Here is a 16,921-nt window from a genome sequence, read left to right on the forward strand (position 1 = left end):
TGCTTCTTTTCGATACGCCAGTGTCCGATTATACACAAAACGGCAGCAGCCAAATGTCTTTGCTATCTGTTCTTTCTGCTCATTGGTGGGATATATTCTGTATTTATATGCTTTTAACATCTGCTGCCACCGCCTTAACCTTTGGTTTCTATATACCTTTTTAGCCTTTTTTCTGATACATGTGATATCGTAATAAGTATTTGTACCTGTTTTTAGTTTTCCATGTTTCCCTGCCATAAGTATACAATAATATCTAACTTTTGACTACCTTAACCCACCGTCTAAAGCCAGTGGGATTGCGGTAGCCTTATTTCAATCATTTGTAATGGTCCACTACTTATACAAAGGATAACTCCTCTTCTGCTTTCTCATTCACTGTTTTTCCAACTGAATCTTCATGCCGCTTTTTAAAAAATCTGATCCGTAATAATGCCTCGTCCCTGTTAATGTGAAATAAATCTTTGCCATTTTCTTTTCCTCCTCCCCAGCTGTTCTATGCCAGTTTGTAACTGTTCAGAGCCAAGCAAAATTTCAAAAAACAGGTATAAAATGCTTACATTTTTAAGACAGTTTTTGAAATTTTATTTGGCGGATACACCACACCGGCGAAATGAGTAGCTTTTTGGATGTTAGCTCTGAACAGTTACGCCAATTTTAAATTCAGCCCTGCAAACAGCTCTCCAAGTGTGCTGCCAATATGTTCCGACAGTTTCTCCGGCATTTCGTAACTAATCAGCTGATAGTCCGGATTCATTTCCAGCTTCTCGATCAAAAGACCTGTATTCACTGCATCATCCATTCCATCATGAAACTTACCTTTCGGATCAATGTCTGCTCGTCCCAATGCTTCTTCCAGACTGATTCGCCGAGTCAGCTGAAACCTCTGACTGAAAACCATTTGATAATCCACCCATCTGTCCTCTATCATAAAAGCATCGACGCTCTCATCCGTAATCTGTTTTGCAGTGATTTCATGCAAAAGCTGATTTCTGTCGGATTCGCTCCAGGCATAGACTTTGTATTCTCTGTCCCCAATCCAGTCGATCATATGTACTAATGCCTCCCCAATGCGCGCTGCTTTCTTGACCTGACTGTTTTTTATTCCTGTCAGTCTTTCGATAAATGGATCAATCACCCCGTGTTCCGGATGAACATATTCTCGAATTGTCCCAACCTGCTTGAATTCTTCATTCAAAAGAACTGCGCCAATCTGAATCGTCTCATAGGCATAATGATAAGCTTTGTTCCGATAATCTCTTGGTACTCTGCACATTTCTAAATCGATCACTAAGTAAAACATTCTTTCTCTCCCCTTTTTATCGAATTAACATCCAAGTCACAAAAGCAATAATCGCTGTTGAAAACATTTTCTCCCCCATTTCTTATATCATCTGACCGATATGCTCCAAATGCTTAATCGTCCATCTCGTCTTCCCAGTAATCATAGGCATCATCGTATCCGTCATCATAATCACCGTCGCCGAATTCTTCCGCCCAGTCATCTGCAAAATCATCTGCATCATCATAATCATAAGCATCATACGGGTCATACTTCTTCTGACGATCAGAACTACTCTTATAACCTGAATTCTTCTTATAACCGGAGCTTCCCGATGAAGAACCGGAGCTTGAATAAGAACCGGAACTCGTGCCTGAAGTGCCGTTAACAAAAGAACCTGTAGAACCGCCGCCTCCGCCGGCTGAATGTGAATTTGCATTTCCGTTCTCATCATGCTCTATTCTAAATACCGGTTCAAACATTCTGCGCGGCTTCTCTGTTTCCTTTGCCGTTTTCTCTGCCGTCATTTCTGCTTCCATCTCTGTCTCACTGATTGAAGTCTCACTCTGTAATGCATTGGATGCCGTCTGTTTCGAAGTACCATATTTCTCTGCCAATAAAGGCCACATAATACTAACTGCCATTACAACAACACCGGCAATCAATAAACTACGAACTGTCTTTCCTGTATCATTTTTCATTATCCGTTCCACCTTTCTTCTCTCTAAAACACGCTTCATTTCACCGAATCAACTTCCGCTTCTCATCTCTATTGATTGCATATCGCTGCAAATATAATCAATCCGACTATCAATGCAGCTAATCCAAACGGGTGCATAACCATCAGCCACAAAACAAACAGAATAAATGCAATGCCGGCTATGCCTTTTCCGATTGCAGCTAATACTGAAAAATCACCATTACCTGCCGCAATAATTCCTATAACCAAAAGAAAAATGCACTTGCTAAAATCCCCATAAGCCTTCCTCCCTCTGATGATCACTTATTAACCTAAGTATAATAAACTTCTAACTAAAAATACACCTGCACTCCGCAGACTTAACCATTGGTATTCCTCAAATTCTGTGACAAAAACAGACATGATTTTCTCTAAAATGATTTCCTAATCATTCATGTATTCATAGTAATCGTCTTCGCTGGCAAACAAGATATATTTGCCTCCAACTAATCCCATGTATCCATCGCTTGTATTAAATCCCTTCATTGCCAGTTCCTCCATTTCTCTGAATATCTTTGTTTTCGTCTTTCATTGATTAGAGTATACGTCAATAGGTGGGGTATAAAAATACCAGCAAGCTTGTCATTTTGGCATATAATAAGACACTTAAAAAGTTATTCTTCTCTCAACTTTTTAAGTGTCTTAAAATTCTATATTTTTTACCGCTGATTTTGTCGTCCAAAACTGTCCCGAGAACAGGGTAAAGCACATGCAGATGGCCCGGATTTGTCACAGGCGGTGCTTCTCCAGCTGATTATCTAACAAAAGATTCATTTTATCACTCACTTCTTAATTTTTTCATTTCCCTACGGATCCATTCCATAATCACATTGACAACATATTCCTGTTCTGTTTCTGTCAATTCCCGTCCTTTCGGAATATGATGCCATTTTTCCAGACATCCCCTGCAACAGGTAGCTGTGGCATGCTGTGCAACAAATACCGGATGTCCTCTCATTGGTGTCTGTTTTCCATCATTTGCTATTTCTGCCGGAGCAAGACGTTTTCTGATAAAATCACAGGCATGCTCCCGCACTTTATCCATTCCTTTTTCGGATACATAGCTCCGATCATTTGCTTTCATGGAAAAACTGCTTCTGAACTTTGACTGTGACAGGCGTTTCCATAAGTTTCCCTCATAGACTGCTGGTGTTTCACACACCATAGAAGGCTGGATACTGCCCTTATATACAATCATTTTCTCTTTCTTCTGTTTTGTGTTCACCAAGGCATTACTGTCACTACCGTTCTCATTCATAGCCTCATCCACTGCCTCTTTCAAAAGCTGTGTCTCCGCTTCCTGCGCTTCTTTGCTATCTGGCTGCAGACGTCTTGCCAGGCATGTATTTCTACCAGTGGTTGTCTCATTTTTTATTGCATAATACACTGCTTTCTTCTCTCCGACAAGTACCAGAATCTTTTTCGCCCTGGTCACACCTGTGTAAAGAAGATTTCTCTGCAACATAACAAAATGACTCATGGTAAATGGCATGACAACAATTGGATATTCGCTTCCCTGGGATTTGTGGATTGTAACCGCATAAGCAAGCGTCAGTTCATCCAGCTCTGTCACATCATAGACGACTTCCCGTTCATCAAACAGAACCGTCAGTTCCCGCTCTTCCATATCTACTTTTATGATAGTACCAATATCTCCGTTAAATACTTCCTTGTCGTAGTCATTCCGGATTTGCATTACTTTATCCTTCAGTCGATACTGTGTTCCACCTCTCCGCAAAAAGATCTTGGACGGATTCATGGCTTCCTGCAGCACCTGGTTCAGATTTACCGCACCACATTCGCCTCTCTGCATTGGTGTCAGTACCTGGATATCCCGCAGTGGATCCACATGATAATATCTTGGCAGGTTCGTCTTACAAAATTGAACGATAGTATCTACCACTTCCTGATTACTCTCCTTAGTGGCAAAGAAAAAGTCGGCATCTTTACCGCCCCTCATATCAATACCTTCCCCTTTATTGATCCTGTGTGCATTCATAATAATTCTGCTTCCCTGTGCCTGACGAAAAATCCGCGTCAGACGTACTACAGGAACACATCCAGAATCAATAATGTCTCTGAGCACATTGCCCGCCCCAACACTTGGCAGCTGATCTATATCTCCCACAAGGATCAGAGACATCGCCTCCGGCAATGCTTTTAAAAGGTTATACATCAGCATAATATCAATCATAGAACATTCATCTAGGATCAGCACATCTCCTTCCAGCGGATGTTCTTCATTCTTCTGATACCCCTCCGGCGGTTTATATTCCAGTAACCGGTGAATTGTTTTGGCTTCCATACCAGTCGCTTCGGACATTCTCTTTGCTGCCCTTCCAGTCGGTGCAGCAAGAATAATCTGACATCCGGCCTGCTTATATGCAGAAATAATTCCCAGAGTTGTTGTCGTTTTTCCGGTTCCAGGTCCGCCAGTCAGCACCATGACTTTAGAGGAAATTGCTGTCTTTACCGCCTGCCACTGGATCTCATCATATGTGATTTCTGATGAAACAGCTACTTTTTTTAGTATTTCTTCTGTATCCTCAGATTTTTTCTTTTTGCAGGACATCAGCCGGATCAGCCTCTTTGCGCATCCACTTTCTGAAAAATAATATGGCGGAAGATAGATCGCATCCTGATTTTCTGCTTCATCCCGAATCACATCATTTGTGCGGATCATCTCATCCAGGGTAATCTCCAACTCCGGTTTCTCCACTTCCAGAAGCTCCTGTGCTCTTCCAATTAGCTGCTCTCTTGTGGCATAACAGTGTCCGGCCTCTGCCAGCTTGTTTAATGTATAAAAAATACCACTGCGCAGACGGACAAATTTCCCTTTATCAATCCCCATCTTCTGTGCAATGGAATCCGCTGTTTTAAATCCAATCCCCCAGATATCATCTGCAAGGCGGTATGGATTCTCCTTTACGATTGCAATACTCTCACTGCCATAGGTCTTAAAAATCTTTGTCGCATGAGAGGTGCTGACCTCATGACTTTGCAGAAAAAGCATGATATTTTTGATCTCTTTCTGCTCCTGCCAGCTTATTTTGATCCGGTCTACACGTACTTTCCCTATCCCCGATACCTTTAACAGTTCATCTGGTGTGTCCTCGATAACATCCAGTGTATCTTTCCCGAACTTTTCCACGATTCTTTTCGCAAACTTTGGACCAACGCCCTTCACCAGACCGGAACCCAGATATTTTTCAATTCCATATACCGTAGCAGGAAGTGTCTCTTCAAATTTTTCCACGGAAAACTGCCGCCCATATTTGGCATCCATCTTCCACATACCTTCCAAAAACAGCACAGAGCCGACATGGGTATCCGGCATCGTGCCAACTACCGTGACAAGATCACTGTAATTCTTCACCGCACATTTCAGAACTGTGTAGCCATTGTCTGCATTCTGATATGTAATTCTCTCAACTACACAACGTAAATGCTCCATGATTGTCTCCTTTCCCTGCTTATCCAGTTAATCATATTGCTGAATCAACCTTGTTACCTCCATTCTCATCTCCTCCACCACATCATCCGGCCCAACAATTTTGATTCCGTCCCCCAATGAAAACACCCATCCAAGGAACTGGCGACTGACATGCACCTCTACATTCACGGTAAAATATTCATCGTCTGTCGGAAACAAAATCGCATTTTTCCCGAAACGGTCAATGATGACTCCTGCCAGATTGTTTTTTACCAGCAGTTTTACCGTCTGTTCTTTTCCTCCGAACATTCCGAAACTTTTCTTCGCATAGTCAGCCATGTCAAGCTTCTTAAAGAACTCTTTTCCTTCCCGGCTCTCACTGGACAATCGGATATGAAGCATTTTATCTACTCGATAATGTTTGATCTTCTTCGCATCCGAGTCATACCCCACCAGATAATAGTTTTCATCGTCCCAAGAAAGTCCCCATGGGCTGATATGATACCAGGCTCCATTATGCCTAAGTTCCATTTCTTTTTTTACATTCCACTGATAGTATTGGAACTTTATTTTTTTATTTTCTGAAATTGCATTATGAATAGCATCTACTGTGTAGTAGATGCTCTCATTCATCGTCTTTATTCGTCCGGACACATATACCTGCCGCTGCAGTTTCTGTGCATCATATTCACTGACCATCTTTTCCAACTTCTTAATCAGCGCATTGGATTTCTTTTCTGTGATAAATTTGGCAGATTGGATTGCATCTACCAGAAGTTTCAGTTCAGGAAGTTCAAACGTGCGACTGACCACATGATAATGATAACGGTTTCCAACAGGTTCGCCTTCCACTTCAATACCAAGAACACTTAAGTCACGGAGATCCGTATAGATGCTTTTGCGGTCAGCTGTGATGTTGTATTCTGCCAAACCTTCCATAATTTCCGACATTGTAATATAATGCTCTTCATCTGTTTTTTCAAGCATGATCTGCGCTAGTCTGTACAGTTTAAATTTCTGATTCGTTCCTTTCGGCATGATGCACTTCTCCCTTCTGCCAATAATACTTTAAGTATATCATAGGTGGGAGATATATTGTGCACCTTTTTACATAAATCCTTATGTTTTAATCTTTATTACATAAATATTTCTTCCACCAGCAGCCATAGAAAGGAATCAATTTTCAATGCTTTTTTACATCCTCTCTTTTTTTTTCACTCTTTCTGGCTTCCTATCCATTTATGAGCTTGTTGTTAACTGATGATTCAAGTATAATAAACTCTATACAAGAAATACACACCTTGCATGTGGACTTAAATATTGATAATCCTCATGTTTGGCAATATACGGGGAGGAAATTCTCATGGGTAAACAATCTACCAGGGAAAACAAAACAATTTACCAGCTTTGCCGAGAAGCCGCAGGTCTTACAAGGGCAGAAGCAAGTGATAAAATGGAGGCTGTCTCGGATTCTAAAATCGAAAAATTCGAATACGAAACACAGGAGCCTACACCTTACGATATCATTCAAATGGCAGATGCCTATAAGAGACCAGATCTCTGCAATTATTACTGCTCACACAAATGTGAAATAGGGCACCGCTACATTCCGGAAGTAGAAGTAACTGATTTGTCAAATATCATCCTGGAAACTATTGCCGGTCTAAATGAAATCACCCCTCTTACCGGTCGTCTGATTCAAATCGCCCGTGATGGTAAGATCAGTGATGATGAGATGCGGGATTTTGCTTTTATCAGCAAAAAACTGGATGAAATATCTTTAGCCATAGACTCTCTGAATCTTTGAGTAGACAAGACAGCCAGTGAACAGGATCTCAATCTTGAACTTCTAAATGCTGAAAAAGAAAAATTAAAATAATCCATAATGCACGAAGGGCAATGAACCATTTCTGATTCATTACCCTTCTTTACATACGCTGTAATTGACTGACGATACTTACCGTTCTTCGTATAATGAGGTTTATCGGAATGACAGATTTTATCCATTTTCCAAAATAGATTACGATAGCTGTACTCATTAGTGCCACCATAATAAATCAAAAAGAGAGCATTCTTCATGATGACTATACAGCGATAGCTCCTTATATTTTCGGAAATCGGAAAATAAAACTCGTTCCGATACCTTCGATACTTTCGACGTGAATGGTTCCATTGTGGAGGTTTACAATCCAGCGCACCATAGAAAGGCCGAGACCGGTACCGCCATTTTCTCTGGAACGGCTTTTATCTATGCGATAGAAACGCTCCCAGATTTTGTCCAGGTGTTCCTCACTTATTCCAATACCATCATCTTTCACTTCACCGACAATCTGGTCATTTTCGACCTTCAGGATAACATGAATATGTCCATTTGTTTTTCCGTAATTGATGGCATTGGTTATTAAATTCATCATCATACGCAAAATCAATGTCTGGTCGCCGTTCATAAATAAGTCGTCCTGCTTTTGCAGGGTGATCTCAATATTTTTTTCCTGTGCTTTTGTCTGCAGTTCTTCTATTACAAGTTCGCTTAATAATCCAAAATCCAGTTTTTCCATCAGATGCTGCTCATCCTGTTCGTTTCTGGCGATCATTAACATTTCACTTGTCAGCTTTGACATTCGTTTTGCCTGCCTTAAGACGACTGCAATCTCTTCCTTATCTTCCGCAGATAAGTTTTCATTTTCCAATAAGTACTCACACTGGGAAATGATAACAGCAACGGGAGTCCGCAGTTCATGGGATACGTCTGATGTGAATTGACGTTCCTTCTCAAACGAAAATTCCAAGCGCTCGAACATTTCGTTAAATTTCTTCGACAATTCGTATAATTCATCTTTTGCTTTTGGCAGAGACAATCGTTTGGAAAGATCTTTTCCATTGCTGATGTTTTCGACTTCATTGCAGATAAGATCCACCTGTCTCAATGCCTGCTTGATCATAAAATATCCGATGGCCCCGATCAGAATAATGAGTAATGGGAATACAATCAACAGCATTTTCTCGGATGTCTGCATGAAAAGTTCTATAGAATGTACGGAGGTAATTCCTCGTACCCACATTTCGTCATCATCACCGTAAGTGTAAACGCTGTCATATATCATCCATTTTCGATTTGATTCGCTTATCGTTCGAGGTGTATTCGACATGAGGATAGTTTCTTCTGGAAATTGGGCTGGAATCGTTCCATAAAGTAATCGTCCGTTTTTGTCATAAATACAAAACATAATACCGTTATCGTAAAATTCGGTATCGCCGTCAAGATAAAAGGAATCATCCTGAAAATTAATATTTGAAGAGAATCCGGTCACTGCGGCACTGATTTCTTCTTCTGTCGCAGAAATTCCAACCCTATCCACAAAAAGAAGAACGAGAACTAGAATAGTCCCAAGAACTACAGCGATGATTCCGGTGTACCATAGCGTAATTTTTTTCTTGATCGTCATCTGTTTCATTCGTTTTCCCTCATTACATATCCAACACCGCGAACAGTGTGGATGAGTTTTTGTTCATATTGTGCATCGATTTTTTTTCGCAAATAACGAATGTATACGTCGATCACATTGGAACCGCCTTCAAAATCAAAGTCCCACGCATTCTGTTCAATCTGCTGTCTTGTCATTACGATATTTTTGTTGCGCATAAGACATTCCAGAACCATAAATTCTTTTGCAGAAAGATCAATTTCATTTCCGGCTCTTGTAACCTTTCTTGTGTCACGATCCAGAATAAGATCTGCTATTTTTAGTTGATTGGATGTAAATTGTGGCTTTCTACGCATCATGACACGGATTCTTGCAAGCAGTTCTTCAAATGCAAATGGTTTGATCAGGTAATCATCGGCACCAAGATCCAGTCCTTTGACACGGTCTTCAATGCTGTCTTTTGCTGTCAGTAACAGAACCGGTGTATCATCTTCTCGTTGCCTTAATTCTCTTAAGATTTCATATCCGTCCTTTCCCGGCAACATGATATCAAGAATAATACCATCGTAGGAAGTCATATCGATATAATCCATCGCTTCCAGACCATCCCCACAGGCATCTACACTGTAATGTTCCTTGACAAGCCTTTTTTTGACAATGTTTCTTAAATCATTCTCGTCTTCTACAATCAGTAATCTCATAATGTAATTATTATAATACCAATCATTTTCGTGTGCTAGAGTCCTTTTTTCCATTTTTTGAAATTACTATTTGTTTTAATCTTTTTTTAATCTTCCCCCTATATGATACATATAACAGCAAAAACAAAACATCCAAGAGACGGAAGGAGAACACGTTATGAAAAAAATATTAGTAGTTTTATTATCTCTCGCATTAATATTTGCTTTTACAGGATGCACTTCATCCAATAATGGAGCAGCAGAAGATATAGAAATTAAGACACAGGAAGTTGTAACATCAAATACAGATGACAATGATGATAATATCAGCAACATAGAAAACACAGTAGAGAATGCGAAGGAAAAGGATTATGATTTCTCTTCTTATGAAAACGATATCCGTAATATAACAAAAAGTGTAAACAATGCAAAAACATCTACAAATGCATCTGAGAATCACGAACAATTCTACGCTTTGAAAAAACAGGTAGACGCAGTTGATGACGAACTGGATAAACTTGATGATGAATTTGAGTATGCTTACCAGATGAAAGAGATTAGCTTCGAGATATACAAAGCGAGAGAACGCGCGATTGAAAAACTGGAAGATGAACTGGAATTAGCAGAAGAAGCGCTGGAAAACAAATACGGCATTGATGATTAATGCCATCTGGGCTACAAGAATGTGGCAGAACTTTCTTAATTTCTAAAATCGGGTAGGAGGTAGATAATTATTTTATCTACCGACCTCCCACACCACCTGGCATACAGTTCCGTACCAAGGCGGTTCTTTAGTTTTCACAAACAGTTAGATAGTAGTCAAGCATGGCTGATGTTTCCATGCTTCACATTTTATAGAAATCCCTAATACGCTTGTAAGCATATTTCTCATTCTCATTTTAACTCAATTTATTTCATTTTAACTTAACAAATGTTAAAAGTCAAGTTTTTGAGTTATTTTGAATTTATGCAGACAATCTGCACAAACTTCTTTCATAAGCAAATTTTCCACTCATCGAGTGGAAATTTTACAATACCTAAACTACTTCTTGAATTTATATTTTCCTTTTCCGTGACCGGATACTGGTTCAATAATATCTGCCTGTACCAAATTGGAAAGAAGTTTTGAAGCACCTGAACCTTTCAGCTCAAGAAGTTCCATAACTGCACTTCTTCCAAACACCTCATCAAAGCCAAACTTTTCAAAAAGTCTATGGATATGAACCGTCGTTTTCACCGAGAAGTCGCTGCCCTTTTCGGAAAGTACACTTTCAATATCCACTTTTTCATCTTGAATGTCCACTTTTTCATTTTCAATATCCACTTTTTTATCCCCAATGTCCACTTTTTCTTCATTCAAAAGTCCACTTATATGAAGATTTCGATTGTGAAGTTCATTTTTCTCATTCAAGAGCAGATTTCTGAGAAACGCTTCCAGATATTCTGTTATTTCGTGAATACCTTTTTGCAGGTTCGTATAGTTTGCACGAACAAGTGCATTTCGAAAATACCACGCATTTTCCGCAAAAATATTATTAGTTGCAGAGAACCCAAGTATCCTTAAATATTTGATGAAGAACACTGCCGTTGTCATACCCCCGGCTGTCTTTTCTTAATTTTGCCATCCTCTCACCTCACTAATCGTGAGGAGCATCTTAGCTGTGCTTATCCTGTCGGAATAATAGTTCCAATCCTTTCTTAAGCACCTGCCCTTTTGTAAGATCGTACTTTTCAGCATAAGCTTCCAATTGCTTCTGCTCAGCATTGGAGAAACGGATGGTGAAACGATAATTCATGGGGTCATCACTCTTTGGTCTTCCCATCTTTGACATACTATTTCCTCCTTCCTTCGTACATAAAAAAATATCTTTCATATATACAAAAGAAGGAGGGTAAAAATACAGCCTCTGATATGCAATTTTTTTGGCTTTAGAGAATAATTATGTATTATCGTTCAAATTGTAGCACAGGTACAACATATCTGTCATTTTTTGTTTATCCGTCCCTCTAATGCCTAATGATTTTAAATCCACTGTTTCATCAGCTATTTCAGATAAGAACTTTTTCATATCCTCTGCTATTTCTGAACTGAGAACTTGCCTTGTATTGGCTGTGATTAACTGTGCTAATCGGAACACATCGTTTTTATGTTTCTTTATATTTTTGCTGTCAACCTGCTCTCCATTCAGCTTGCGTTCTTTTAAATCCAGCCACGCTTTTGCCTTAAATGGTATCAGGCAAGTCGGACTTAATACCGGAATGCCATCAACCATCATTTGTCCGGTTTTTAGCAATTCATAATACGCTTCGTTTAGAAGGATTGCCGACAAGCTGGAGATTTCATCGTCTATCGGAAGCGGTGTGAGAACTGCATCATCTTCCAATATAATAAAATCTGGATTTCTGGAAAATATTTCTATCATGTATGGATATTCTTTGCTTTTCGGAGATGTGAAACGATAAAACTGTGCATTTCCGGTACTTTTATTCAAATGCTCATATCCTGCTTCCTTGACATACTCCCAAAACTGCCTGCCAAACTCCGCTGTTATGGATTCAACAATCAGTACAATATCTACATCTTTTGTAGCCCGAAACGGTAATTCTTCGTTTTCCATAATCAAATCGCAAGCTGTTCCACCGATGATGACATATTGATTTTCAAAACCCTGAAATCTTTCCTTAAATTTTGTAAATCCGCTGACCATTACTCCTGCAACCTTCTTTCCTGCAATTCATCTACTGCTTCTTCAATTCTTTCATCGTTTGTATCTCCAAAAGATAAAACAATGGAAATATCATCAGCACTGTTATCCTCTGAAAATTGTTTCGGGCTGTATGCCCATAATTCAAGTCTTACCTGCTTATCCGGGTCTATCAATTCATCGGTTAGCAAGGTTTTATCATAATCTTTCTCACTAATTGCATAGGTAACAACTCGGCTTGGATTTAACATTGTTTTTTCAGAAAGTGCCGTTTCCCCTGCAAAGACCATATTTTCCGTAACTTGCGTCTTATCTATATATCCTGCTTTGCGGACAGGAGTCGTCAAATATACTTTTGCTTTTTCAAATAATTCATCTCGCTTATATTTTGACTCAATAAACTTGTTGACACCGTCTTTTGCTACCAAAAACAAATCCGTCGTTTCCAACTGCTTTACTGCTCTGGTCAAGGTCATTGCTGTAAATGGAAGCACTTTTCCGGCTTCTGAAATATACAATCGTTTTTTCTTACTGTACAGATAAAATAAAAACAACTGCTGCGTGGAGTAAACAAACTTACCCGTCAGCTTTTGGGGTTCTTTTTCATCAGAAAGCATTGTCCCAATGAAAGGAAGAAAGACCTGCTTATCAGTAATAAACGGTATATTATTTTCTATAAGGCTTTTTCTTCGATAATTTGATACCGTTGTAAGTTCAAATACAACTGGCACATTATCAATCTGCTGTATTTTTGTAATCTGTTTTTTCAGTGCCGGAAGTGTTGCAAGTTCTTCTGTCGGAGCAAGCATTATACAACGTTTGTTTCCAATATATGCTGTGTGAAAATCATAACTCCCTGCAATATAAACAGGCAAAGAATCCTGATGATTCCATGCTTCATATTTTATAGAAATCCCGAATACGCTTGTAAACATATTTCTCGTTCTCCTTTTAACTCATTTTCTTTCATTTTAACTTTTGAGATGTTAAAAGTCAAGTTTTTGAGTTATTTTGATTTTTCTAAAATTCTTTTCTCTTACACCCTGTATTTCCCCCTCCATCTTTTGTATATGTAAGAGGGTTTGTAGATTAGAGCAAGATCCACCCAGGTATTACCGTATCGCCATTTTATGGCTACGGCATACCTCCGGGTAAGTCTCTTGATGGGGATTCCGATTCCCCATACCCTCGTACAGACATCAAAGATATCTGTACGCTCTCTATCAAAGACAGTCGCAGCACTTTATATAACCGGAAGGGACAGCCGGTTAAAAAGTGTAATCGCACATCCAAGATGTCTTATCAAAAAAGAAGGAGGACTATGGCACCAAAGAAGAAAGAAAAGAATCTCAAGAGGAGTAACATCATCACATTAAAATTAACGGATATTGAATTGGCAGTATTAAATGAAGCCGCTGACGTTACAGGACTTTCTCGTTCTGAATATGTGAGAGAACTCCTGCTTGAAAAGCAAATCAATCATCAGATTGAAGTTGTTGCAGACATGAGTCCCGTTTTTGCAGATTCAACAACGATTATGATCTGACGGAAGTCTGTATCACCAAAAAACTCGCAGAGAATTGGATAGCTCCCCGAGCAGGGGAGGCAGGCAAAAGCCGTGCCCACAGACTGACATGTGGGAGGCAGTTTGGTGAATACCTGTACACTCTTGGCTATGAGGTATATTTTTTACCTGAACAACGTGGTATGTGGACTGCCTCCTTTGTTCCATATATTTTTACGCATGAGCAGATAATTGCATTGTTTGCAGCTACTGATAACACTAAATTTTGTGATTACAGAAGAAACATACAAAACTGTCTGCCTGTTATTTTCAGGATGCTGTATGGATGTGGATTACGTGTTTCCGAAGCTCTAAAGCTGCAGGTAAAAGATGTAAATCTCACAGATGGTATCCTGACAATAAAAGGAGCCAAGATGGATAGGGATCGTCTGATCCCCATGTCCGAATCCCTTACACAGGCCTGTCAAAAATATGCTGATAAAATCTGGTGGGACAAAGATACAGATTATTTCTTCATGGCACCGGATCATACAATGATCAGCCCGAATACGATCTATGGGAAATTCCGTGTTTATCTTAAAGTGGTGGGGATTTCCCATGGTGGAAAAGGTCAGGAACCAAGACTTCACGATCTGCGTCATACCTTCGCAGTACATGTGCTGCAAAAATGGGTAACCGGGGGCTTCCTATGCTTTCCACATATATGGGCCATAAATCTGTCAGTGCCACTTCCAGATATCTTCGGCTCACTGCTGAAGTTTATCCTGAGTTATTAAGCACAATAGAGGAAAAATGTGCTTTTGTGATTCCGGAGGTGCAAAATGAAGAAATATGATTTTGGTTTTTACCTTACAAGATTTTTGACCACATATCTCCCTTCACAGAGGGGTATAAAAGCAAACACACAATTGTCTTACAGGGACACGTTTTCTCTTTTGCTTATTTATTGTAAAGAACAGGAAAGTATACAACCGGATAAAGTAAAGTTTCAGCTTTTAGACCGTGAACTGATAAACCGCTTTTTGAACTGGCTTGAAGAAACACGTAACTGTAAACCGGCTACCCGAAATCAGCGTCTGGCGGCAACACACTCTTTTTTTCGTTTTCTCATCATTGAATGCCCTGAAAAAATAGAACAGTGCCAGCAGATCCTTGGCATACCCATGAAAAAAGTGGAACAGCCTTTAATAAAATATCTGTCTCTTGAAGGGACAAAGGCACTTCTGGAACAACCAGACGTTATGTCTCTCTCCGATCGTCGTGATAGTGTTTTGCTGACGCTTATGTATGATACAGGATGCCGTGTACAGGAACTGGTTGATTTAAGGGTTTGTGATATCACACTTGCGGATACTGTAACCGTGAAACTAACCGGAAAAGGAGATAAAAGCAGGATCGTACCTGTAATGGCGCCTACAGGACAGCTTATCAGACAATATATAGCTGAAAATCATCTGGATACTGCACTCTACCGAAACCATCCTTTATTTACCAATAGGTCAGGTAAGAAAATAACTCGTGCTGGGATTACCTACATCCTTCAAAAATATGCTGAACAGGCATATCTTTCCGGACATGAAGATGTTGATCCCAAACTGACTCCACACTGTTTGCGCCATTCAAAGGCAATGCATCTGCTCCAGTCAGGGATAAACCTTATCTATATCCGAGATCTGCTTGGACATTCGGATGTATCAACCACGGAAGTTTACGCCAAAGCAGACGAAAAAATGAAACGTGAGGCTCTTGAAAATGCTTATCAAAGTCCTTCAGACGGAGAAATGCCATCATGGCAGGAAGATAATGATCTTCTTAATTGGCTCAAAAACTTCGGTAAATAGCAACACCTAATTATGCAAAGTAATTGGAGAAAGAAATGCTGAATATATTAGGTTTCTGTTCTCCAACTTTCCATAATTACCTACTATGCATAACCGACTCCGCCTTTCTGGTTACATACGGAAATCGTTTTACAGTTTGACACTTCTTTTTGCCCTCCTTTCTGAAATTTCATAGCCACCGCATTATGGCTATGTACCTGACCGACTCATTTCCTAATCGGTCATAGCAATATTTGTTCTCAACACCCCTTGCCAAGCAAAATGCTTATGGGAAGTCACTAAGGAACAGACTGCTTATCTGTATCATAGGATTCTAACCTCTGCCGGGTACTCCGCCAGCTCCATAGAGAAGTATCATTATCATTCTGACTGTCATCGCCATATCAGGAGCAACCTGATACTCATAGCCGGAGTTCTCGCTATTCTGAAATACAGAAATTACGGCGTACCTGCTAAAGTGGCTATCATCAGAAATAAAGTCTTAGTGAATGACTTTTTCAATTTTCAAGCGAAAAGGTTTCCGTTTTTGCTATCCGGAATGAACCCCTTCACTCATTTGGACAAAGGGGTATGAAATGCACACCCAAAATCACTGCTTTTCCAAAAATTTTTCAAAAAAATTTTTGAAATAAAAAAAGCCGCCTGCTCACAAAATCGACAGCCTTTCTTCAATATCGTTCTTTCATTTATCTTCATACTCCACGAATGACCGTGTCTGCATTTCCACCACGCTCTCTTTGCCGAAGTTCGTGATACCTCTGTAGGTTTCAGTTTATTCTGTTCATAATCCCATTCGCTAAGAAGCTGACTGTCTGTTGTCGCCAAATCATTATATCCGGCAAGGACTTCTCTCTCTGCACAAACAGGGCATACCGTACCTTTCACACGGGCATTGATAACAGATTTCCACTCGTTACCGCATTTACTGCATCTCCACCAGGCATTTTTCCTCGACTTTGCATTTACTTCATCAGGCTTCAATGGCAAGTTCTTCTCCGACCACTCCGAAACAAGCTCCGGGTGTACTTCTGCTAAACTGTTATTCATAGCCAAACCTCAACCTCCTTGTGCTTAGAGTATATGAAGTTTTGGCTTTATCTTGTAGTTTGCGAATATCCGTATAAATAGAAAAAGCCCTTTGAGAAAGGGATTTCTCCTCTCTCAAAGGGCAAGTTGGCAAACTGGAATTGAGACTTCATATATTCAAAGGGATTTAATAAAGTGTACCCTTTGTCAAGGACACTATGACTTTTTCCTTTTCAGATTTCTATTATATATTTGTTTGTTGTGTAGA

General features: G+C 39.7%; 17 protein-coding genes and 2 pseudogenes. 5 read left to right on the top strand and 14 right to left on the bottom strand.

Annotated elements, in window-relative coordinates; genetic code table 11:
- From HED67_RS17570 to HED67_RS11670, 6 genes are all read right to left on the bottom strand, one after another.
- On the bottom strand, positions 1-120 hold a 120-nt coding region (locus tag HED67_RS17570), incomplete at its 3' end, for a helix-turn-helix domain-containing protein (protein ID WP_221718304.1).
- A gap of 523 nt (positions 121-643) precedes the next feature.
- Positions 644-1,300 carry a 3'-5' exonuclease gene (locus tag HED67_RS11650; RefSeq protein WP_221718403.1) on the bottom strand — a complete coding sequence of 219 codons (657 nt, stop codon included), beginning with the start codon at positions 1,298-1,300 and terminating at the stop codon, positions 644-646.
- A gap of 113 nt (positions 1,301-1,413) precedes the next feature.
- Positions 1,414-1,980, bottom strand: coding sequence for a hypothetical protein (locus HED67_RS11655; protein WP_221718404.1), 567 nt, complete (start codon positions 1,978-1,980; stop codon positions 1,414-1,416).
- Positions 1,981-2,048: 68 nt separating this feature from the next.
- Positions 2,049-2,228: a hypothetical protein gene (locus tag HED67_RS11660; RefSeq protein WP_221718405.1), complete on the bottom strand. Its 180-nt coding sequence runs from the start codon at positions 2,226-2,228 to the stop codon at positions 2,049-2,051.
- 568 nt (positions 2,229-2,796) lie between these two features.
- On the bottom strand, positions 2,797-5,472 hold the full coding sequence (gene recD2, locus HED67_RS11665; protein ID WP_221718406.1) for an SF1B family DNA helicase RecD2: 2,676 nt from the start codon (positions 5,470-5,472) through the stop codon (positions 2,797-2,799).
- Positions 5,473-5,499: 27 nt separating this feature from the next.
- Positions 5,500-6,489 (bottom strand): helix-turn-helix transcriptional regulator, encoded by a 990-nt coding sequence (locus HED67_RS11670; RefSeq protein ID WP_221718407.1) that lies wholly within the window; start codon positions 6,487-6,489, stop codon positions 5,500-5,502.
- 325 nt (positions 6,490-6,814) lie between these two features.
- On the opposite strand from HED67_RS11670, the pseudogene HED67_RS11675 reads away from it, so the two are divergent.
- A pseudogene (locus tag HED67_RS11675) lies at positions 6,815-7,330 on the top strand (helix-turn-helix domain-containing protein).
- A gap of 49 nt (positions 7,331-7,379) precedes the next feature.
- On the opposite strand, the gene HED67_RS11680 reads toward HED67_RS11675, so the two are convergent.
- The 3 genes from HED67_RS11680 to HED67_RS11690 are packed head-to-tail and all read right to left on the bottom strand — an operon-like array spanning position 7,380 to position 9,577.
- The gene (locus tag HED67_RS11680; RefSeq protein WP_260702782.1) at positions 7,380-7,502 is read right to left on the bottom strand and encodes a DUF6040 family protein; all 123 of its coding nucleotides are present in this window, start codon (positions 7,500-7,502) and stop codon (positions 7,380-7,382) included.
- A gap of 51 nt (positions 7,503-7,553) precedes the next feature.
- The gene (locus HED67_RS11685; RefSeq protein ID WP_221718408.1) at positions 7,554-8,906 is read right to left on the bottom strand and encodes a sensor histidine kinase; all 1,353 of its coding nucleotides are present in this window, start codon (positions 8,904-8,906) and stop codon (positions 7,554-7,556) included.
- Positions 8,903-9,577: a response regulator transcription factor gene (locus HED67_RS11690; protein ID WP_107001140.1), complete on the bottom strand. Its 675-nt coding sequence runs from the start codon at positions 9,575-9,577 to the stop codon at positions 8,903-8,905. Before HED67_RS11690 ends, HED67_RS11685 begins: the two co-directional genes overlap by 4 nt.
- Positions 9,578-9,734: 157 nt before the next feature.
- On the opposite strand from HED67_RS11690, the gene HED67_RS11695 reads away from it, so the two are divergent.
- Positions 9,735-10,220 (top strand): entericidin EcnA/B family protein, encoded by a 486-nt coding sequence (locus HED67_RS11695; protein ID WP_221718409.1) that lies wholly within the window; start codon positions 9,735-9,737, stop codon positions 10,218-10,220.
- 378 nt (positions 10,221-10,598) lie between these two features.
- Here HED67_RS11695 and HED67_RS17105 read toward each other — a convergent pair.
- From HED67_RS17105 to HED67_RS11715, 4 genes and pseudogenes are all read right to left on the bottom strand, one after another.
- A pseudogene (locus HED67_RS17105) lies at positions 10,599-11,147 on the bottom strand (Fic family protein); the annotation flags it as partial.
- Positions 11,148-11,211: 64 nt separating this feature from the next.
- On the bottom strand, positions 11,212-11,388 hold the full coding sequence (locus HED67_RS11705; protein WP_221718410.1) for a hypothetical protein: 177 nt from the start codon (positions 11,386-11,388) through the stop codon (positions 11,212-11,214).
- Positions 11,389-11,496: 108 nt separating this feature from the next.
- Positions 11,497-12,264, bottom strand: coding sequence for a hypothetical protein (locus HED67_RS11710; RefSeq protein ID WP_221718411.1), 768 nt, complete (start codon positions 12,262-12,264; stop codon positions 11,497-11,499).
- Positions 12,264-13,196: a MarR family transcriptional regulator gene (locus HED67_RS11715; RefSeq protein ID WP_221718412.1), complete on the bottom strand. Its 933-nt coding sequence runs from the start codon at positions 13,194-13,196 to the stop codon at positions 12,264-12,266. The genes HED67_RS11710 and HED67_RS11715 overlap by 1 nt, the downstream gene beginning before the upstream one ends.
- A gap of 386 nt (positions 13,197-13,582) precedes the next feature.
- On the opposite strand from HED67_RS11715, the gene HED67_RS17110 reads away from it, so the two are divergent.
- The 3 genes from HED67_RS17110 to HED67_RS11725 all read left to right on the top strand — a co-directional run bounded on the left by HED67_RS17110 (position 13,583) and on the right by HED67_RS11725 (position 15,627).
- Complete coding sequence (locus tag HED67_RS17110; RefSeq protein WP_246612213.1) at positions 13,583-13,807, top strand: plasmid mobilization protein; 225 nt, start codon at positions 13,583-13,585, stop codon at positions 13,805-13,807.
- 215 nt (positions 13,808-14,022) lie between these two features.
- Positions 14,023-14,562: a tyrosine-type recombinase/integrase gene (locus tag HED67_RS17115; RefSeq protein ID WP_246612214.1), complete on the top strand. Its 540-nt coding sequence runs from the start codon at positions 14,023-14,025 to the stop codon at positions 14,560-14,562.
- Positions 14,563-14,607: 45 nt separating this feature from the next.
- Positions 14,608-15,627, top strand: a complete 1,020-nt coding sequence (locus HED67_RS11725) for a tyrosine-type recombinase/integrase (RefSeq protein ID WP_221718413.1) — start codon at positions 14,608-14,610, stop codon at positions 15,625-15,627.
- A 552-nt stretch (positions 15,628-16,179) separates the two neighbouring features.
- Here the strand turns inward: HED67_RS11725 and HED67_RS11730 are convergent.
- Complete coding sequence (locus tag HED67_RS11730) at positions 16,180-16,674, bottom strand: zinc-ribbon domain-containing protein (protein WP_246612215.1); 495 nt, start codon at positions 16,672-16,674, stop codon at positions 16,180-16,182.
- Between the last annotated feature and the right edge of the window lie 247 nt (positions 16,675-16,921).

It is taken from the genome of Pseudocoprococcus catus, assembly GCF_019734885.1.
GTDB classification, from domain to species: domain Bacteria; phylum Bacillota; class Clostridia; order Lachnospirales; family Lachnospiraceae; genus Coprococcus_A; species Coprococcus_A catus.